We start from the raw sequence: 15,643 nt of genomic DNA, 5'->3' as shown, positions 1-15,643 counted from the left end.
AAAAGTTGTCCTTTAAATAACGGTTGATGGGTGAGGAAGCATCGGGATCGCACCGAGTAATTCCTGGGTGTATTCATGCTGCGGTCGTTCAAAAACTGAGATGGCATCCGCTTCTTCAACTAGTTCGCCAAACCGGATCACGCCCACTTCATGGGCGATATCGCGCACCACAGCAAGGTCATGGGAGATAAAGAGGTATGCCAGATCGTGTTCTTTTTGTAAGTCAACGAGCAGATCCAAGATTTGAGCCTGGACGGTGACATCTAGTGCAGAGACCGGCTCATCCAGAATCAACACCTCTGGGCTCAACGCCAAGGCTCTAGCAATGGCTACGCGCTGGCGTTGACCTCCACTTAACCCCTCGGGGGTTCGTTCGGCGACGTTGCTGGGGAGCATCACCTGGTCAAGTAATTCCAGTGCTCGCGCATGCTTAGTTTTTCGGTTGCCTTCACCGAATGCGGACAGTGGCTCATAAATATTTTGTGCAATGGTCATGCGCGGATTAAGGGATGCATAAGGGTTCTGTTGCACCACTTGGATTCGTCGGCGCAGTTCCCGAAGTGTTTTTCCGCGCGCTTCGGTAATGTCCTCGCCACCCAAAATGACATGACCTGCGGTGGGATCCTCAAGCCGCAACGCGATTCTGCCGAGGGTGGTTTTTCCGGAACCGCTCTCCCCCACCAGGCCATAGGTGGTGGATTTGTTGATGGTGACAGACACATCCGTGAGTGCGTTGATGACCTCACCGGATTGGCCTGTGCCGCGAGGAAGGGAGAACTGTTTGGAAATTCCGACGAGTTCCAGAGCTGCCTGAGGATGCGCCGCCTCAAAGCCAGGTCGCTCAAAGCCAGGCTTCTCAGAGCGTGGCGCCACCTCCACTCTCCTTGCCGCATGCAGACTCGGAGCATCGCTGATCAACTGTCGGGTATAAGGATGTTCAGGTGCTTCCAGGATCTGGGCTGGTGTTCCATCTTCAACAATGTGGCCTTTAGACAACACGATGATGCGATCTGAACGTTCTGCAGCAACTCCCAAATCATGGGTGATCAGTAGTGTGGCCAGGTTCTTCTCTGATGTGAGTTGATCAATGTTGTTGAGGATTTTGTGTTGCACCGTCACGTCGAGGGCGCTGGTGGGTTCATCGGCAATCAGTAGTGAAGGTTCCGCCACCACACCGATCGCGATGAGGACTCGTTGGCGCATTCCGCCGGAAAGTTCATGTGGGTATTGGCGGGCGCGGTATTCAGGTCGGTCAATGCCAGCAGCGGCGAGGGCTTCCACGGCAGCTTGCGCGGCATCGTGTTTTCCGGCCAAGCCGTGGAGTTTCAGCACCTCAGCAACCTGATCACCGATGCGGTGCACTGGGTTTAAGGACACACTGGGATCTTGGGGAACAAAGCCGATGTGGCGTCCGCGGAAGTTGTTGAGCAGCCTGGGTTTTGCCCCCAACAGCTCAGTCTCGCCGAAGCGAATGCTACCACCGTTGATCACCAAATTATTCGACTGCAACCCGACGATCGTGGAGGCGATAGTGGATTTACCGGAACCGCTTTCGCCGACTAGGGCTAGGCGTTCGCCGCGCGAAAGGGTGAAGGAAACGTGGCGGACGGCGTCGATAAGCCCATGCCTGGTGCGGTAGCTGAGGCTTAGATCTTTGACGCTCAGCAGTGGCTCGCTCATCGCGCTCCTCCATTCTTGTTTAGGGCGTTGGATAGTCGGTTGACGGATAGGACGGTGAGGGTGATGACGAGGCCGGGGATAGTGGAAATCCAGCCTTGAGCTGCAAGGTAGTCGCGGCCTTGGGCGACCAGCGCGCCCCATTCGGGTTGTGGTGGCGGGGCGCCGTAGCCCAGGAAGCTGAGTGAGGAAATAGCCAGCACCGCAGAGCCGAATTCGAGCACGACCAGCACAATCACCGGCCCCAGCGAGTTCGGCAGCACATGGCGCCACAGCACCCGCCACTTCGTCGCGCCCGCCGCATAAGCCGCCTCCACGTAGAGGTTGTTACGCACTTTCAGCACTTCAGCGCGCATGACGCGGGCAATTGAGGCCACCGCGCCAATACCCACCGCGATCGCCACGTTCACCGTGCCGAAACCCAGCGCAACAATCACCGCAAGCGATAGCAGCAGGCTTGGAATGGACAGTAGGACATCCGCGATACGCATGAACAGCGCATCCACCCAGCCGCCCACAAACCCAGCGACCGCACCCAGCACGCCGCCGACAGCGAATCCGAGACCCACCGCGACCAGCACTGCCTTTACGGTCAGGCCAGTTCCGTACACCACGCGGGTGAAAATATCGCGGCCCAGCTGATCGGTGCCAAACCAATGCTCACCGCTTGGCGGCAGCAGCTTTTCGGCAACATTTCCGCTAATCGGATCGCCCGAAGTCACCAGGACCGGCGCAAGCGCCCACACCGCAATAATCGCCAGCCACAGCAGCGCCAGTATCACCGTGGGCTTGGCAAAACTAGAAGAACTGATCCGATCCCATCTGCTTGAGCTGGTAAATTGCGGCTTTTCCTCCTGCTTCACAGCAGGCTTAGACCGAGTAATCACTGAAGTCATGCGCCTTGTCCTTTCTGCGCTTAAACACCGGAGCAGGAATTGCTTGTCGACGCTTCCCTCCACCGCGCTCGCCCAAGCGTGCGCGCTGGCGCGGATCGAAAACTGGATACAACAGATCAACAATGAGGTTGGTGCCCGAATACAGCACCGCACCCACCAACACCGCGCCCAACACAACAGGGATATCTTGGCCAGAAACCGCCGTGGCAATAACGCGGCCAAGTCCAGGTCGGGAGAACACAGTCTCTGTGACCACGGTTCCGCTGAGCAGCTGGCCGACCACCAAACCAGTGATGGTCAGCATCGGGAGCAGCGCATTTCTGCTGGCGTGGTGTAGAACCACACGAATTCTGGGTGCGCCTTTGGCAAAAGCAGTTGCCGAATATGGCTCATGCAGCGCCGTGTTCAAGCTGCGCGCAAACACCTGCGCGATCATCGCACTCGTCGGCAACGCGAGAGTAATGGCCGGCAGAATCATTGATTCAAACCCAGTAGCAGAAAACGCCGGGAACCACTGCAGGCGGAAAGAAAACACCTGAATCAGCAGCAAACCGAACCAAAACGCTGGGATAGACACCGACAAAGACGGCAGCGACAGCAAAGTTTGACGCAGCCACGGATTCTGGAAATACGTCGCCGCCACCGCAATGCCCAAACCGAAGACCACCGCGAACACCAACCCCAACGCTGCGAGCTGGATGGTGGAACCTAAAGCCTCGCCCAAAATCGCAGACACTGCCCCACCCATCTGCACGGAGTACCCAAGATCGCCTCTAAACAGATTGAAAAGTGCGTGGAAGTACTGCTGGATCAGTGGCTGATCAAAACCATATTGCGCAGCCAACGCAGCACGTTCTTCTGGGGAAACATCAACAGCATCCGGACCAAGCAGCAAAGAAATCGGATCACTGGGCAACGCGTAGAGCAGGAAGAATGCTGCGGTATACGCCACCCACGTCACCAGGACTGCCTGCCCGATGCGTAGTGCAACGAACCTAGCCACGGGCGTACTCGACTGTTTTAGAAGGGTTCTTGCTTGGGTTCCATGCGAGCTTTGGCAGGACCAGCTCTGCGATATCACCAATAATCTGGCGGTATTCTTGCTGGTCAAACGCATATGGCAAGGAGACGCGCAGCTCAGTGTGGCCATCAAATGATGGATCATTAGCCAGCAGATCAATGATCTCTTCTGCAGAACCAATCAAATCCGGCTGAATCACAGTCCGGCGCTCACCCTGCGGTGCACGAGTCCGCTCTAAACGAGATTCTGCGAAAGCGCGATAATGTGCCACTTGCTCTGAAGTTGCTGAATCAAGTGGAAGAATGACGCGCTCTACGGCGACGCGGGGTCCGTTTTTTCCGTTGAAATTGTCGAGGTACTGATCGATCCTCGCCCGCTGCGACTCCTCAAAGCCCTTATCGCCAACAGCATTGGTGAGATTTCCTAAAGAAATAGCCAAACCATGCTGAGCAGCCCACACCGCAGAACGATCCGAACCTGCACCCAACCACACGTTATCGATCAACTCTGGAAGATGCGGATGCAACGAAGGCTTATGCAATGCCCCATAAGGAGTGGGCAGTATTTCCTCTGAAAGTTCCTGGCCACGAAGTGCCTCAAGGAAACGTTCAATAAGTTCATAAGCATCAGTAGATTCTGATGCGTCCGTGCGATTAAGCGAACTCAACAGCTCATTATGAGGAGCCGAAGTACTAATACCCACCGCAAGACGACCATTGGACAACGCCGCCACCGTGGAGAAATCCTCAGCTAAACGGAAAGGCACCTCATAGCCCAACGGAACCACATTGGTTTCCAACGTAATGCGATTAGTTCTTTGCGTAGCAGCCGCTAAAAACGTCAAAGCCGACGAAGATCCACGCTCTAAATGGCGCTGCCTAATACCCGCGGTTTGGAAACCAAGCTCTTCCGCATAGTTAAAAAGTTCAAGTGTTTGATCAAGTCCACTGTGCGGATCTTCAGCGGAGAAACTGCCCGGAGAAATAATCCCGGCGCGGTCAATGGTTGTCATGATGGCCTTCTAATTTTGTGAGTCTATTGTTCCTTACCCACAAGACCCTAGACCGCTCAGTCTAAATAGATCAATACTAATATTCATGGTGGATATAAGAGACTTATCCTGTCAATTATTTTTAGTAAATGCAGGTAGAGTGAGTTTTTGTGAATTGACACAAAAAGACATGGTGTCATTTTTCACTTTTAGAGGAGCGTGGTTATTGGTATTTTTAGTTAGTATATAGACCGCTTGGTCTATAATTTTTGAACATAATAGTCCAGTGAATTTTGGCCAACTTTTAGCGCAGCCTGCACACCCATCTCAAGGAGCCCCACATGAACAAACCACTCACCCAAACAGTTCCAGAACTCAACACACAAGCATGGGAACTCTGGCACAAAGAACGCGAAGCAAAAGCTGTTGAAGCAACTGGCCCCACAGCGCTAATTGGCACATTCTGGGTGACTGCTTCCACCCACGATGGTGCCGAGGAGTTTCCTGGAATTCCCGGAAAATGGTTCAACTCCGCTAACGGACTAACTGGTGAGGGACTACCCCAGCCGTACTCCACCACCGGCACTATTCAGCTGCAGCCAGGCGACAAAATTGATGACGGCGAAGTCCTCCTCACCGCCATTGAACGCCAAGGCAACCTCGCAATTCGTGCTTTTAACCGCAACGCCCTATCCCGCCAAACCTTCCAAGGCATCGCCACATTTGAACCTTCCCAAAAGTGGATTGTGCCAGCAACATTTGAAGCCGACACCAAGCTTGTCGATGTTCTTTCCGCCGACGGCCGCATCATCCCAACCACAACCGCCGGATGGATTCACTTCCCCATCAATGGCTCTACATACAAACTTCAAGTCACCGACAACGGATCTTCATTTAGTGCCGTATTCACCGACGCATCAACCGCCAACGGCGTGCACAGATTCCGCAACATCAGCTTGGGCTACCCAGATGCGCAGGGCGACACCTTCATCGACTTCAACCGCACCTGGCTTCCACCCTTTGCCTTCAGCGAGCATTTCCTTTGCCCCACTCCCACCAAAGCCAATGTTCTTGGCATTGCAATTGAAGCCGGCGAAAAATGGGTGGAGCATAACTAGCTCTACTTCTTAAAGCCCCAATCTGAATCTGAGCAGGTTGGGGCTTTAAGGTTTTTTCAAAAGTTTAAGGATGACCAGTTTCTTTTTCTCCAAAAGTCAGTCCTTAAAATATCGGTCTGGACGAGGTAGTTTCCAAGACCGGCATATACGACCAAATCCATGAGTACACCAAAGATTCTTGGTCGCCACCGCAATTTTGACGGGCTGGAAAACGCCATATCTGACCAAGCTTGCCTTTTCCAGAGATCTTCTTGGTCGCCAGGTGAAATAAAGTAAAGAGCTGAAGAAGTGGCCTCGCTAAAATCGTCCCTCCAGGCCTTTAAGAGTTTCCCGGTTCATATTGGGAACCTCTTAAAGCATCTACTGACGAGGCAGTCCCGGAGGGTTAATTTCAATGGTGTCTACCGCTTCATCCTCCAACGCCCAACGTTGCAGCACTTCATCATAAGCACCGCTTTCAAGTGCATGTTCCAGAACAATGGCGATAGGTTCAATTAACCCATTGTCTTTCTTGGTAGTCGCACCGATGTTGGCTGTCTGTGGCCATCCACCTGGAACAAGGCCTGCAAGCTTGGTTTCGCCGGTGTTCACTGCACCGAAAGCTCCCATCGCGTTCGGTCCGAACGTAGCATCCACTCGGCCAGATTGCAGTGCCAACTGTGCTGCGGCTTGGTCATCGTAGTATGCCAATTCTGCAGGTTGCTTACCTTCCGCTTCTAGTTCGTCATTCCAACGCAGCAGGACTTCTTCTTGGTTAGTTCCAGATCCCACAACAATCTTTAGTCCCTCAATGTCTTCCGCGGACTCGATTTTCTCAATGTCACTGTCTTTAGCCACATAGAATCCCAACAGGTCTACCCGGTAGCTGGCAATATCAAAAATATCGAGGCGTTCTTCCGTCACCGTGACATTTGAAGCCACGATGTCATATTTTCCAGAAGACACACCCAGAGGCCAATCTGCCCAGCTCACGGCGACCGGATTGAACTCCAAGCCCAATCCATCTGCGATTAGTTGGGCAAAATCAACTTCGCTTCCGATCAAAGTGGAGTTGTCATCCGATGCGAAAATACTCAGTGGTGCGGCACCACCGGTCGTCGCGACAGTGAGCTTTCCTTCTTCAATGGGTTGGAAACCGCTCTCCTCCAGGGCTTGGACTGCTTCATCTACCTTGTCTAAGCGAGGCCGTTCTGCAGCATTTTGGGAGGTGAGATCAAATCCATCGGCTGCTGTTGTTTCTGCCGCTACCGCATTTGATTCACCTCCACCACTCACGATGGCTGCAGTGATTCCACCTGCTATAACGACTGCCAGTGCAGCTGCTCCGATTGCGACTCCGGTTTGTTTCTTGCTTAGTGACATGGTTGTTTTACCTCTTTTTGTTGGAACGGTTTGTTAAAGGATGCTGTTAATAAATGCTTGGGTGCGCTCATGTTGTGGATGGTCTAGAACCTCTTCGGGAGATCCCTGCTCCACGAGAGAGCCATCGGATAAGAAAATGATGCGATCGGCGACTTCCCTGGCAAATGAAATTTCGTGGGTGACAATGATCAGTGTTTTGCCACTGTCCGCCAGGGAACGGATGACACTTAAAACCTCGCCGACAAGTTCAGGATCAAGGGCGCTGGTCGGTTCGTCGAAAAGCATAACATCCGGCTCGAGCGCTAGAGCGCGGGCGATGGCGACGCGCTGCTGCTGGCCGCCCGAGAGTTGGCGGGGATAATGGTCGCCTTTATCACCAAGCCCAACGGATTCCAGAAGCTCTTGGGCTTTGACGCGGGCTTCCGATTTGTTGAGACGCTTGAGCGCAATTGGCGCTTCTGTGATGTTGTCTAAGGCTGTGAGGTGCGGAAATAGGTTGAAGTTTTGGAATACAATGCCCACACGTGTCCTGCGCCGAAGGACTTCGCGCTGTGGAAGCTCGTACAAGATATCGTCTTTTCGGCGGTATCCGATGTATTCGCCGTCCACGGTGATGGATCCGGAATCAATGGTTTCAAGATGGTTAATGGATCTTAAAAGTGTGGATTTTCCGGAGCCGGAAGGGCCGATCAGGGCAACAACTTCGCCGGGGTTGATGGTCAATGAGATATCTTTGAGGACTTCGTGTTCACCATAAAATTTATGGACGTTCGTGATTTCCACCAGACCTTGGCGAGTTTGGGTTAACTGGCTCATCGTCGTTGCACTTTCTTGTCAGAAGTTCTCAGGTCGCTGGTGCCGCTTGAGTTTTGATCATCCAGCGACCGCCAAGTTTTAACTGTCCAGGTGCGCACTCGTTGTAACGGCGTCGGTGGAAGTTGGCGTTCTGTGCCCTTGGAATAGTGGCGCTCCACGTAGTATTGAACAATGGACAATGCGGTGGTGATCAGCGCGTACCAAGCCACGGCCACAATGAGCATTGGAATTGGGGTGGATGAGCGGTTGTAAATCACCTGAACTGTGTAGAAAAGTTCCGGTAGCGCAACCACAAACACCACCGATGTGCCCTTAACCTGGCCGATGATCTCATTGAATGCGTTGGGAACAATGGAGCGTGCAGCTTGCGGAAGGATAATTCTGAAAAAACGCCTGGTTGCAGGGATGCCCAAGGCTGCAGCAGCTTCAGTTTGACCGCTATCCACAGCAAGGATTCCGCCACGGATAATTTCTGAAGAATACGCTGCCTGGTGCAGAGTCAACCCCAAAGTAGCTGCAAAGAAAGCAGAGATTAGCGAGGTGGTATCCACCTCGTACAACCAGTGATTAGTGGTAAAAGGCGTGCCCAAACCAATAGTTGGATACAGATATCCCAGGTTGTACCACACCAGAATCTGCACCAACAATGGCACAGAACGGAAGAACCACACATACCCATAAGCTGCGGAATTCAGAATGACAGATGATGACAATCTAAATAGTGCGAGCACCGCACCAATAACGAAACCGCCAACGATTGATACGACGGTCAGTGTCAGCGTCAAACGAAGCCCACGAAGGATCGCATCATTAAAGAAGTACTCGGCAAAAACATCCCAGCGGTAGTTCTCTACGGTGATCACTGACCACACCAACTGCGCCAAAATGAAGATAACAACAGCGGAAACCACGTAGAGTCCCCAGTTGCGCAAAGGAACAACCTTAGAAATGGTGGCAGTTTCATGAAGGCTTACTCTGGCATCTAATTCTTGTCTCTCCTCTCCTGACACCCGGTGCTCATTTTTCACTTTGACGGTCATGGGGGTTGCTCCTTGATTCTTGAATCTAACTTGGTTCTCTTTGTGTTTCCCTACAGGTGTTTTCGTGCATGTCACCAGCGCATTTAGTGCGGGATTTGGCGTTACAGATTTTGGTCGGACGATGTTTTCTTTCACTACCGACCCACATGACTATATGTAGACTTCTCTGTCTAGCAAACGTAGACAGATCATTTCATTCTGGATGGAAAGAATGCTTGTCAGAAGTGTTCGTGCACCATAAATTGAGACCAAAAATCACCTCAGCATATGACAAATCTTCAGGAGCACCCATGACCCCAACGGATCGAATCATCAGAAGCCGCATCGATTCCGACGATGCTCGCCCCATGCTGGAAGAACTCGATTTTGAGTACACCACCAGGTATGAGGACTACGAGGGTTTCAACAAACCCGCCGACGCGCCCAAGGAGATTGATCTTTACCCACCGCTTGTTTTCACCGCCCCTTACGGCGAGTTCCTCCTGATCAAACGCGGCGAGGAAACTATTGCAGGTGGCGCGTTCATGTATCTTGACCGACAAACCGCCGAGATTAAACGCGTATGGACCTCGAGTGCGCATCGCCGCCAGGGACTATCGCGGCGCATCATGGGCGCTCTCGAAGAAGCAGCAGCTGAGCGTGGCTATCGGCAGATTTATCTCACCACCGGACCCCGCCAGCCAGAAGCCAAAAATCTATACTTGAAGCTTGGTTACACACCCCTTTTTGATCTCAATACCGATCCTGAAATCCTCGGCAGCCTACCGTTTGAGAAAGTCATTGCCCCCGACAATCCAGGACCCCACATCACTGGTTTGCGTAATCAACTGCGCGGTCTCGCGCAGCGTCGCGCCAAGACCAAAACTGCCCGCTGGCACCCCGCCCCCGCCGTCCGATTGCATGCCTTATCGGAGGTGCCACACCACGCCTAAAAAATTGCTTTTCGACGCCCCCTCCCACTCCCTTACCTTAAGGCCTTAAAATAATCTTTCCTTCAGAGGCGTGAGTTACCGATAGTTCAATTCCCCTCAATGCATCTTCAAGAGGTAGTTCTTCCTGAATGTGCGTATCCACCACGCCGCTGCGAATAAGATCAAAGACCTGGTCAAAGGCACTTTGTAGCTCATGGGTGTGGGCTACATGAACCCAATCTCGCAATCGGAACAAATCGATTGTCAGATCCGGTCGATTTTCCCACAGCTGTGGTGTTAAAGGTTGGCCGGTCAACAAACCATAATGAATAAACCGGCCACCGTATCTCAACGATTCCGCTAGCTTGGTGCCATCTGTTCCTCCAACACAATCAAAGGCGAGGTCAGCTCCCCTAAGCTGTTCAACCCACGTTCCTTCAGAGGTGTACACCACCTCATCCCACTGGCTGTTTACATGTTCAGCCTTCGGCTTTCGAAAGACACCAACAGTTCGGATCCCCTTGTTACGCAGCAGTTGCGCCAAAGTGCGAGCAATCGCAGAACCTGCAGCGTTGACCACCGCAGTACGTATCTTTGAATCTTCAGTATGTGCTTCAACCATGCGCACCGCAGTTAAGGGATTGATATACGCAGTGGTAGCTTTAAGATCACTGATGTCATCGGGCACTGGAATGCACCATCGAAGTGAGGTGGTTTTCAATTTTTGCCATCCCCCGGCAGAACCAATCGGAATCACACGCTTCCCTAGAAGCGATTGATCACTTTCTGCATGAACAGCCTCAATAACACCGACGCCTTCAAATCCTGGAACGAAAGGTAGCGCCGTCCTCGACCGATAAGCACCAGTCACAGGAATGAGATCAGAGGGATTAATCGGCGAAGCAATCATCCGAATTGTGGCGGCGTTCGGTTCAAGATCCACAGTGGCGATATCTTCTATCTGCAAAACATCCAACGGTTGACCGAATTGATGCGCAACCACTCCCCTATTTTGGCTTGGCATAATGCGGATACCTTTCAATGCGTTGTGTAGACGAAGAAACCTCCTTGCTATTGTTCACCATTGTTTAGGCATGCGGTTATTCAAGGTGCAGATAATTTGGCCATGCGACCACCGTCTAGCACGACGATTTCATCGGTTAAAAAGCTGGAATGATCGCTTGCCAAAAAGACTGCAAGATCGTCATTAAAAGGATCACTCGCTTTTAATGACGATCTTAAAGAAACGGGGTTCTACTTCGCCCCAACCGCTCCGACCATGGGCGATGCAAATTGTGTATGCCCTGCAGTCCACGCGACGGTATCTCTGACATCCTGGTGAATCTGCGCGGTTAGTGCTTCAGCGGAATCAAATTTCAATTGTGGCCTAAGGAAGTGCACAAGTTCCACTTCAAGAAGCTTTCCGTACAAATCACCAGTGAAATCCAGCAAGTGAGCTTCCAAAACGAGGCGTCCCACTTCACCGTAAAACGTCACGCGACGACCAACAGAAACAGTGGAAAGGTAGGTGTATCCCTCAGGGCATCGCACAAATCCGACCCACACGCCATCCAGGGAGTCTTCCCCCTCGAGGGCAATATTGGCCGTTGGGAAACCGAATTCCCGTGCGCGGGCATCTCCGTGTTCGACGTAGCCAGTCAAAGTGTGCATATTCTTCTCCTTGTTTTGTTCGGGGTCTTATTTGAGAAATCTGGATTGTTTTCAAACCTCAGAGGGTGGCTTGACGAAATACTCAGCGGAGAGCTTCAAAAGCAGTTGAAGTTATGAGTTCCACAACCAAAACCCTCCTTGAGTTCATTAAATGAACACTGCGTTTACTGTATGGATAGAATTTAAAGTGATGCACGACACTTCGTCAATAGGAAACGCTTCTACCGCATAAAAATAACCACCCCTGGGGGTGGTTATTCGTTCAAAACAGCACGACCCCAAACAGTTTGTCCAGGTGTCATGCTGTTCAATATCCCTTAATTATCTTGCGAACCAAGCTTGGATGGCCACCAAATCTTCTTTCCAATGTCATAGAACAGCGCCGGCACAAGGAATGCACGCACCAGGAAGGTATCCAGCAGCACGCCGAACGCAACGATGAACGCCAGCTGCGCGAGGAACAAAATCGGAATCACAGACAATGCCGCGAATGTCGCTGCCAGCACCAATCCGGCGGAAGTAATCACACCACCTGTGGCAACCAGCCCGCGAATAATGCCCTCGCGGGTGCCGTAAGCTTTGGATTCTTCCCTGATTCGGGTGGCTAGGAAAATGTTGTAATCAATCCCCAACGCCACCAAAAACACGAATCCAAATAGTGGCACCGCAGGGTCTGCACCGGGGAAATCAAAGAGGTGATTAAACACCAGCGCGGACACTCCCATCGCCGTTCCAAACGACACCACGGTGCTTAAAATCAGCAGCACCGGCGCCACAATGGAGCGCAGCAGCGCCATCAAAATCAACAAAATCACAATGAGCACGACTGGAATAATCAGATTTCGATCATGCGTGGATGCATCATTGGTATCAATCGCAGTCGCGGTTACACCACCGACCTGCGCATCAATTGCCTGCTCAGCAAGGTCAGCGCGCAGCCCGCGCACCGCTTCCTGCGCGGCCTCGGAGTCCTGTGCGACGGTCAGCGTCGCCTGCACAAGCACCTGCCCATCAACAACGCTTGTCGACGCCTCCCCTCCCTCCAGGAATTCATTCCCTTCTAACACCTCCATCACTTGGGAAACATCGCCCTGATCTGCGACAACATATACCGGGCTTCCGGAACCTCCGGGGAAATGTTCACCCAGTGCGTCTTGTCCATCCCTTGCTGCCGATGTGCCCAACACCAACTCTGATTGTGCGACTCCATCTGCTTTCAGCTGTGGAACAGCCACCACTCCTAGCATCAATACAATCAGTGTTCCTACCCAAATCCGGCGTGGGTATTTTTGCACCAATGCGCCCACTTTTGCCCAGACACCACTGCTTGGCATGCCATCTTCTTGAGCGACAACCTCTGGTTCATATTTGGGTCGTTTAGGCCAAAAAGCCACTCGCCCAAATGCAAACAAGATCGCAGGCAACAATGTCAGCGCAGCAAGCATGGCAAAAACAATGCCGATCGCAGCAACTGGACCCAGAGTGCTGTTTGATTTCAGATCACTAAACAACAAACACAGCAGACCTGCAATCACTGTAGATCCCGATGCAACAATTGGTTCCACAGAAGCTTTCAATGCATTGAGGGTGGCCACCCACTTATCCCGGTGCACACGCAATTCTTCCCGGTACCTGGCCACATAAAGCAAGGAATAATCAGTTGCTGCGCCAATGACCAAGATGAATAAGATGCCTTGGGTTTGGCCACTGAGCAGCAAGATATCCCATTTAGCCAGCCACCACACTGTTAACAAGGCAACTGTTAGAGCAAACAGACTAGTTGAAAGTACGGCAATGGGAAGTAGGAAAGATCTGTAAACAACAATGAGAATGACAAATACTGCAGCCAGCGCCACCATGAGCAACAGGCCATCGATACCACTGAACGCTTCACCCAGATCAGCGGCAAAACCTGCAGGTCCGGTCACATAACTCTGAACACCGTCAGGAACAGACTCCGACAACATTGCATTGATTTCATCAACCACATCACTGATGTCTGCGGAAGAATCAATGGGAACGAATGCTTCTAATGCCCTCCCATCTTCCGAAGGGATCAAAGGCGAGGCCTGTTCACTTACGCCGTTAATCCCAAGAACTTGGGTAAAAGCGTCGTTAAGCTGCTTTATCTTTTCCCCGGACAACTGATCATCGCCGACTAAAACGACGACCGCAGGCACCGCATCCGAGTCGTTGAACTCCCCGATCAGCTGCTGCACCCGGCTCGCGTCGGCCGATTCCGGCAGGTAAAGCGTTTGATCATTGGAGGAGACTTCGCTGACCTTGCCAAAATACGGGCCGCCGATTCCAGCTCCTGCGAACCACAGCAAAATCAGTAGCATGGGCAGAAAAATTCGCAGCCAAGTCGGCGGTTTCTTACCTGTTTTCTTGGTGGACAAGCTTGAAGTCATGGACACAACCTTTTTCCGTGTTGACAGTTTCCATTGAGTCTACGGCGATTTTTCTAACACAAGTCCAATATGATTGGCGTCATGGCCAATTCCCCATCTGGCGAATCGATGATCGCGCGAGTCGTGCGCCTTTTGTCTGTGTTTCCCAAGTACAACCGCCCTCTAAGCGTGCGGGAAATCGCAGCAGAAGCTTCCCTACCAGTCACAACCACGCACCGGCTTTTGAAAGAGTTAGAGGCAGAAGACTTAGTGGTTCGAATGTCAGAGGGTGGGTGGCAACATGGAAACCGGCTGTGGGAAATAGCTTCCCGAAACTCACCGGTTCAATCGTTAAGAGACGCAGCCCTTCCGCCGATGGAGGATCTGGTCGCAGGGCTTCGAGTTCATTTGTCTTTGGCAATTTTGGACCGTAATGAGGTGCTCTATTTGGAGCGAATTACTCCAGATGACTACACGGTCAACATCACTTCGGTGGCAGGTAGGCTGCCTGCGCACGCTACTTCGGCTGGTTTAGTGCTGCTCGCTTTTGGTTCACAAGAAGGGCAACGGTTGTTTTTAAGTCGTGCTCACACACGGTTTACGGATACCACTCCCACGGACATTGAGCAGTTGAAAGAGAAACTTACTCGTGCACGTATCGATGGTTTTGTCGCTTCTCTAGGAACGATCATCCCTGAGTCCACGGGTATTTCTGTGCCTATTTTTGGCCCGAAGAAGCTTGCGATTGCTGCTCTCACCGTCATTGTTCCAATCGGTGAGGAAGATTTGAATCTTATAGTCCCACAATTAAAAATCACCGCCAGAGCAATCCAGCGGCGTATCGGAGTGGTCCCGGAGGTGAATTCGAGGGTGACGCGTGAAACTAGGCAGTCACCCCAGAGTTAAATATTTACTGGTCATCTCGTAGGTTGTTACCTGCAGTTTCCCCACCATCAATGACAAAGCTACTGCCTGTAACAAATGCGGACTCATCTGAAGACAAGTACAAAATGAGATTTGAGATCTCTTCAACTAGAGCTGCCCTACCCAGTGGAATTTGTCCCAATCCGCGCTTGAGGTTGGCGGTGAGCGGTGTTTCCACACTGCCGGGGTACACAGAATTTACTCGAATATTGTATTTTCCAAGGTCCATCGCTGATGTTTTAGTTAGTCCCTGCACACCCCATTTCGCTGCTGAATAGGCTGCTCGGTTTTTGAATCCGGTTATGCCAGCGATGGATGAAATATTGATGATCGACGCGGTGGAATTCTCTTTCAGTGCAGGTAGCGCAGCTTTCATGCCGTAAAAAGTACCGTTGAGATCAATGGCAATGGTCTTGTCCCAATCTGAGACTGTTGCATCTTCAACGCTTCCAGAGGAGAAAATTCCGGCGTTGTTAATCAGAATGTCAATCTTTCCAAAATGCTCCACTGCCTTTTCAACAGCTACTTCCCATTCTTCAAAGCTGGTGACATTGAGGTGGATGTAGTGGGCTTTTTCTTCTCCGATTTCTTTTACTAGTTCTTGACCCTGCTCATCATTGAGGTCTGTAATCACAACTTTTGCGCCGTGCGCTGCAAGAACTCGTGCGTGCGATGCGCCCATTCCAGAGGCTGCCCCGGTTATGAACGCTACTTTTCCTTCAACTCTTTTATCTGTGTGTGTCATAAGTCGCAGAGTACCGATTAGCCCATAAGAAAAGCCCGCGCCGATTAATTAAAAACCATTCAACGGAACACAGTGTTCCAT

14 protein-coding genes are annotated in these 15,643 nt (G+C 51.8%); 3 read left to right on the top strand and 11 right to left on the bottom strand.

Features of this window, described 5'->3' with window-relative positions; all coding sequences use genetic code 11:
• Positions 1-12: 12 nt before the first annotated feature.
• The 4 genes from N24_RS00360 to N24_RS16495 are packed head-to-tail and all read right to left on the bottom strand — an operon-like array spanning position 13 to position 4,606.
• The gene (locus tag N24_RS00360) at positions 13-1,680 is read right to left on the bottom strand and encodes a dipeptide ABC transporter ATP-binding protein (RefSeq protein WP_096453340.1); all 1,668 of its coding nucleotides are present in this window, start codon (positions 1,678-1,680) and stop codon (positions 13-15) included.
• Positions 1,677-2,573, bottom strand: coding sequence for an ABC transporter permease (locus tag N24_RS00355; protein ID WP_096453338.1), 897 nt, complete (start codon positions 2,571-2,573; stop codon positions 1,677-1,679). Before N24_RS00355 ends, N24_RS00360 begins: the two co-directional genes overlap by 4 nt.
• A complete protein-coding gene (locus N24_RS00350) occupies positions 2,548-3,576 on the bottom strand; it encodes an ABC transporter permease (RefSeq protein WP_231910767.1) in 1,029 nt (342 codons plus the stop codon). Before N24_RS00350 ends, N24_RS00355 begins: the two co-directional genes overlap by 26 nt.
• A complete protein-coding gene (locus N24_RS16495; RefSeq protein WP_096453334.1) occupies positions 3,569-4,606 on the bottom strand; it encodes an LLM class flavin-dependent oxidoreductase in 1,038 nt (345 codons plus the stop codon). Before N24_RS16495 ends, N24_RS00350 begins: the two co-directional genes overlap by 8 nt.
• Positions 4,607-4,926: 320 nt before the next feature.
• Between N24_RS16495 and N24_RS00340 the strand changes: the two genes are divergently transcribed.
• Positions 4,927-5,703: a DUF1684 domain-containing protein gene (locus N24_RS00340; protein ID WP_096453332.1), complete on the top strand. Its 777-nt coding sequence runs from the start codon at positions 4,927-4,929 to the stop codon at positions 5,701-5,703.
• Positions 5,704-6,063: 360 nt separating this feature from the next.
• Here N24_RS00340 and N24_RS00335 read toward each other — a convergent pair whose 3' ends face one another.
• Genes N24_RS00335 through N24_RS00325 form a run of 3 tightly spaced genes read right to left on the bottom strand, consistent with a single transcriptional unit; the run spans position 6,064 to position 8,921 of the window.
• Positions 6,064-7,065 (bottom strand): ABC transporter substrate-binding protein, encoded by a 1,002-nt coding sequence (locus N24_RS00335; RefSeq protein ID WP_096453330.1) that lies wholly within the window; start codon positions 7,063-7,065, stop codon positions 6,064-6,066.
• Positions 7,066-7,098: 33 nt separating this feature from the next.
• On the bottom strand, positions 7,099-7,881 hold the full coding sequence (locus N24_RS00330; protein WP_096453328.1) for an amino acid ABC transporter ATP-binding protein: 783 nt from the start codon (positions 7,879-7,881) through the stop codon (positions 7,099-7,101).
• Positions 7,878-8,921: an amino acid ABC transporter permease gene (locus N24_RS00325; protein ID WP_096453326.1), complete on the bottom strand. Its 1,044-nt coding sequence runs from the start codon at positions 8,919-8,921 to the stop codon at positions 7,878-7,880. Before N24_RS00325 ends, N24_RS00330 begins: the two co-directional genes overlap by 4 nt.
• Positions 8,922-9,211: 290 nt before the next feature.
• Here N24_RS00325 and N24_RS00320 point away from each other — a divergent pair, with 290 nt between their 5' ends.
• Complete coding sequence (locus tag N24_RS00320) at positions 9,212-9,853, top strand: GNAT family N-acetyltransferase (protein ID WP_096453324.1); 642 nt, start codon at positions 9,212-9,214, stop codon at positions 9,851-9,853.
• A gap of 37 nt (positions 9,854-9,890) precedes the next feature.
• On the opposite strand, the gene N24_RS00315 is transcribed toward N24_RS00320, so the two are convergent.
• From N24_RS00315 to N24_RS00305, 3 genes are all read right to left on the bottom strand, one after another.
• On the bottom strand, positions 9,891-10,856 hold the full coding sequence (locus N24_RS00315; protein WP_096453322.1) for a zinc-dependent alcohol dehydrogenase family protein: 966 nt from the start codon (positions 10,854-10,856) through the stop codon (positions 9,891-9,893).
• Between the two features lie 230 nt (positions 10,857-11,086).
• Positions 11,087-11,503 (bottom strand): riboflavin kinase, encoded by a 417-nt coding sequence (locus N24_RS00310; RefSeq protein WP_096453320.1) that lies wholly within the window; start codon positions 11,501-11,503, stop codon positions 11,087-11,089.
• Between the two features lie 317 nt (positions 11,504-11,820).
• Complete coding sequence (locus N24_RS00305; RefSeq protein WP_096453318.1) at positions 11,821-13,914, bottom strand: MMPL family transporter; 2,094 nt, start codon at positions 13,912-13,914, stop codon at positions 11,821-11,823.
• 81 nt (positions 13,915-13,995) lie between these two features.
• Between N24_RS00305 and N24_RS00300 the strand changes: the two genes are divergently transcribed.
• Positions 13,996-14,799 (top strand): IclR family transcriptional regulator, encoded by an 804-nt coding sequence (locus N24_RS00300; RefSeq protein WP_096459508.1) that lies wholly within the window; start codon positions 13,996-13,998, stop codon positions 14,797-14,799.
• A 4-nt stretch (positions 14,800-14,803) separates the two neighbouring features.
• Here N24_RS00300 and N24_RS00295 read toward each other — a convergent pair whose 3' ends face one another.
• Positions 14,804-15,562, bottom strand: a complete 759-nt coding sequence (locus tag N24_RS00295) for an SDR family NAD(P)-dependent oxidoreductase (RefSeq protein ID WP_096453316.1) — start codon at positions 15,560-15,562, stop codon at positions 14,804-14,806.
• Positions 15,563-15,643 lie beyond the last annotated feature (81 nt).

The organism is Corynebacterium suranareeae (assembly GCF_002355155.1).
GTDB lineage: Bacteria > Actinomycetota > Actinomycetes > Mycobacteriales > Mycobacteriaceae > Corynebacterium > Corynebacterium suranareeae.
The sequence above is the reverse complement of the archived record's forward strand: the minus strand, read 5'-3'. Positions and strand labels throughout refer to the sequence as shown.

What these genes read in the sequence shown, in the direction of transcription:
- N24_RS00360 (WP_096453340.1), bottom strand. Translation starts at nt 1,680, where the DNA reads ATGAGCGAGCCACTGCTGAGCGTCAAAGATCTAAGCCTCAGCTACCGC.
- N24_RS00325 (WP_096453326.1), bottom strand. Translation starts at nt 8,921, where the DNA reads ATGACCGTCAAAGTGAAAAATGAGCACCGGGTGTCAGGAGAGGAGAGA.
- N24_RS00355 (WP_096453338.1), bottom strand. Translation starts at nt 2,573, where the DNA reads ATGACTTCAGTGATTACTCGGTCTAAGCCTGCTGTGAAGCAGGAGGAA.
- N24_RS00330 (WP_096453328.1), bottom strand. Translation starts at nt 7,881, where the DNA reads ATGAGCCAGTTAACCCAAACTCGCCAAGGTCTGGTGGAAATCACGAAC.
- N24_RS00320 (WP_096453324.1), top strand. Translation starts at nt 9,212, where the DNA reads ATGACCCCAACGGATCGAATCATCAGAAGCCGCATCGATTCCGACGAT.
- N24_RS00340 (WP_096453332.1), top strand. Translation starts at nt 4,927, where the DNA reads ATGAACAAACCACTCACCCAAACAGTTCCAGAACTCAACACACAAGCA.
- N24_RS00295 (WP_096453316.1), bottom strand. Translation starts at nt 15,562, where the DNA reads ATGACACACACAGATAAAAGAGTTGAAGGAAAAGTAGCGTTCATAACC.
- N24_RS00335 (WP_096453330.1), bottom strand. Translation starts at nt 7,065, where the DNA reads ATGTCACTAAGCAAGAAACAAACCGGAGTCGCAATCGGAGCAGCTGCA.
- N24_RS00300 (WP_096459508.1), top strand. Translation starts at nt 13,996, where the DNA reads ATGGCCAATTCCCCATCTGGCGAATCGATGATCGCGCGAGTCGTGCGC.
- N24_RS00305 (WP_096453318.1), bottom strand. Translation starts at nt 13,914, where the DNA reads ATGACTTCAAGCTTGTCCACCAAGAAAACAGGTAAGAAACCGCCGACT.
- N24_RS16495 (WP_096453334.1), bottom strand. Translation starts at nt 4,606, where the DNA reads ATGACAACCATTGACCGCGCCGGGATTATTTCTCCGGGCAGTTTCTCC.
- N24_RS00315 (WP_096453322.1), bottom strand. Translation starts at nt 10,856, where the DNA reads ATGCCAAGCCAAAATAGGGGAGTGGTTGCGCATCAATTCGGTCAACCG.
- N24_RS00310 (WP_096453320.1), bottom strand. Translation starts at nt 11,503, where the DNA reads ATGCACACTTTGACTGGCTACGTCGAACACGGAGATGCCCGCGCACGG.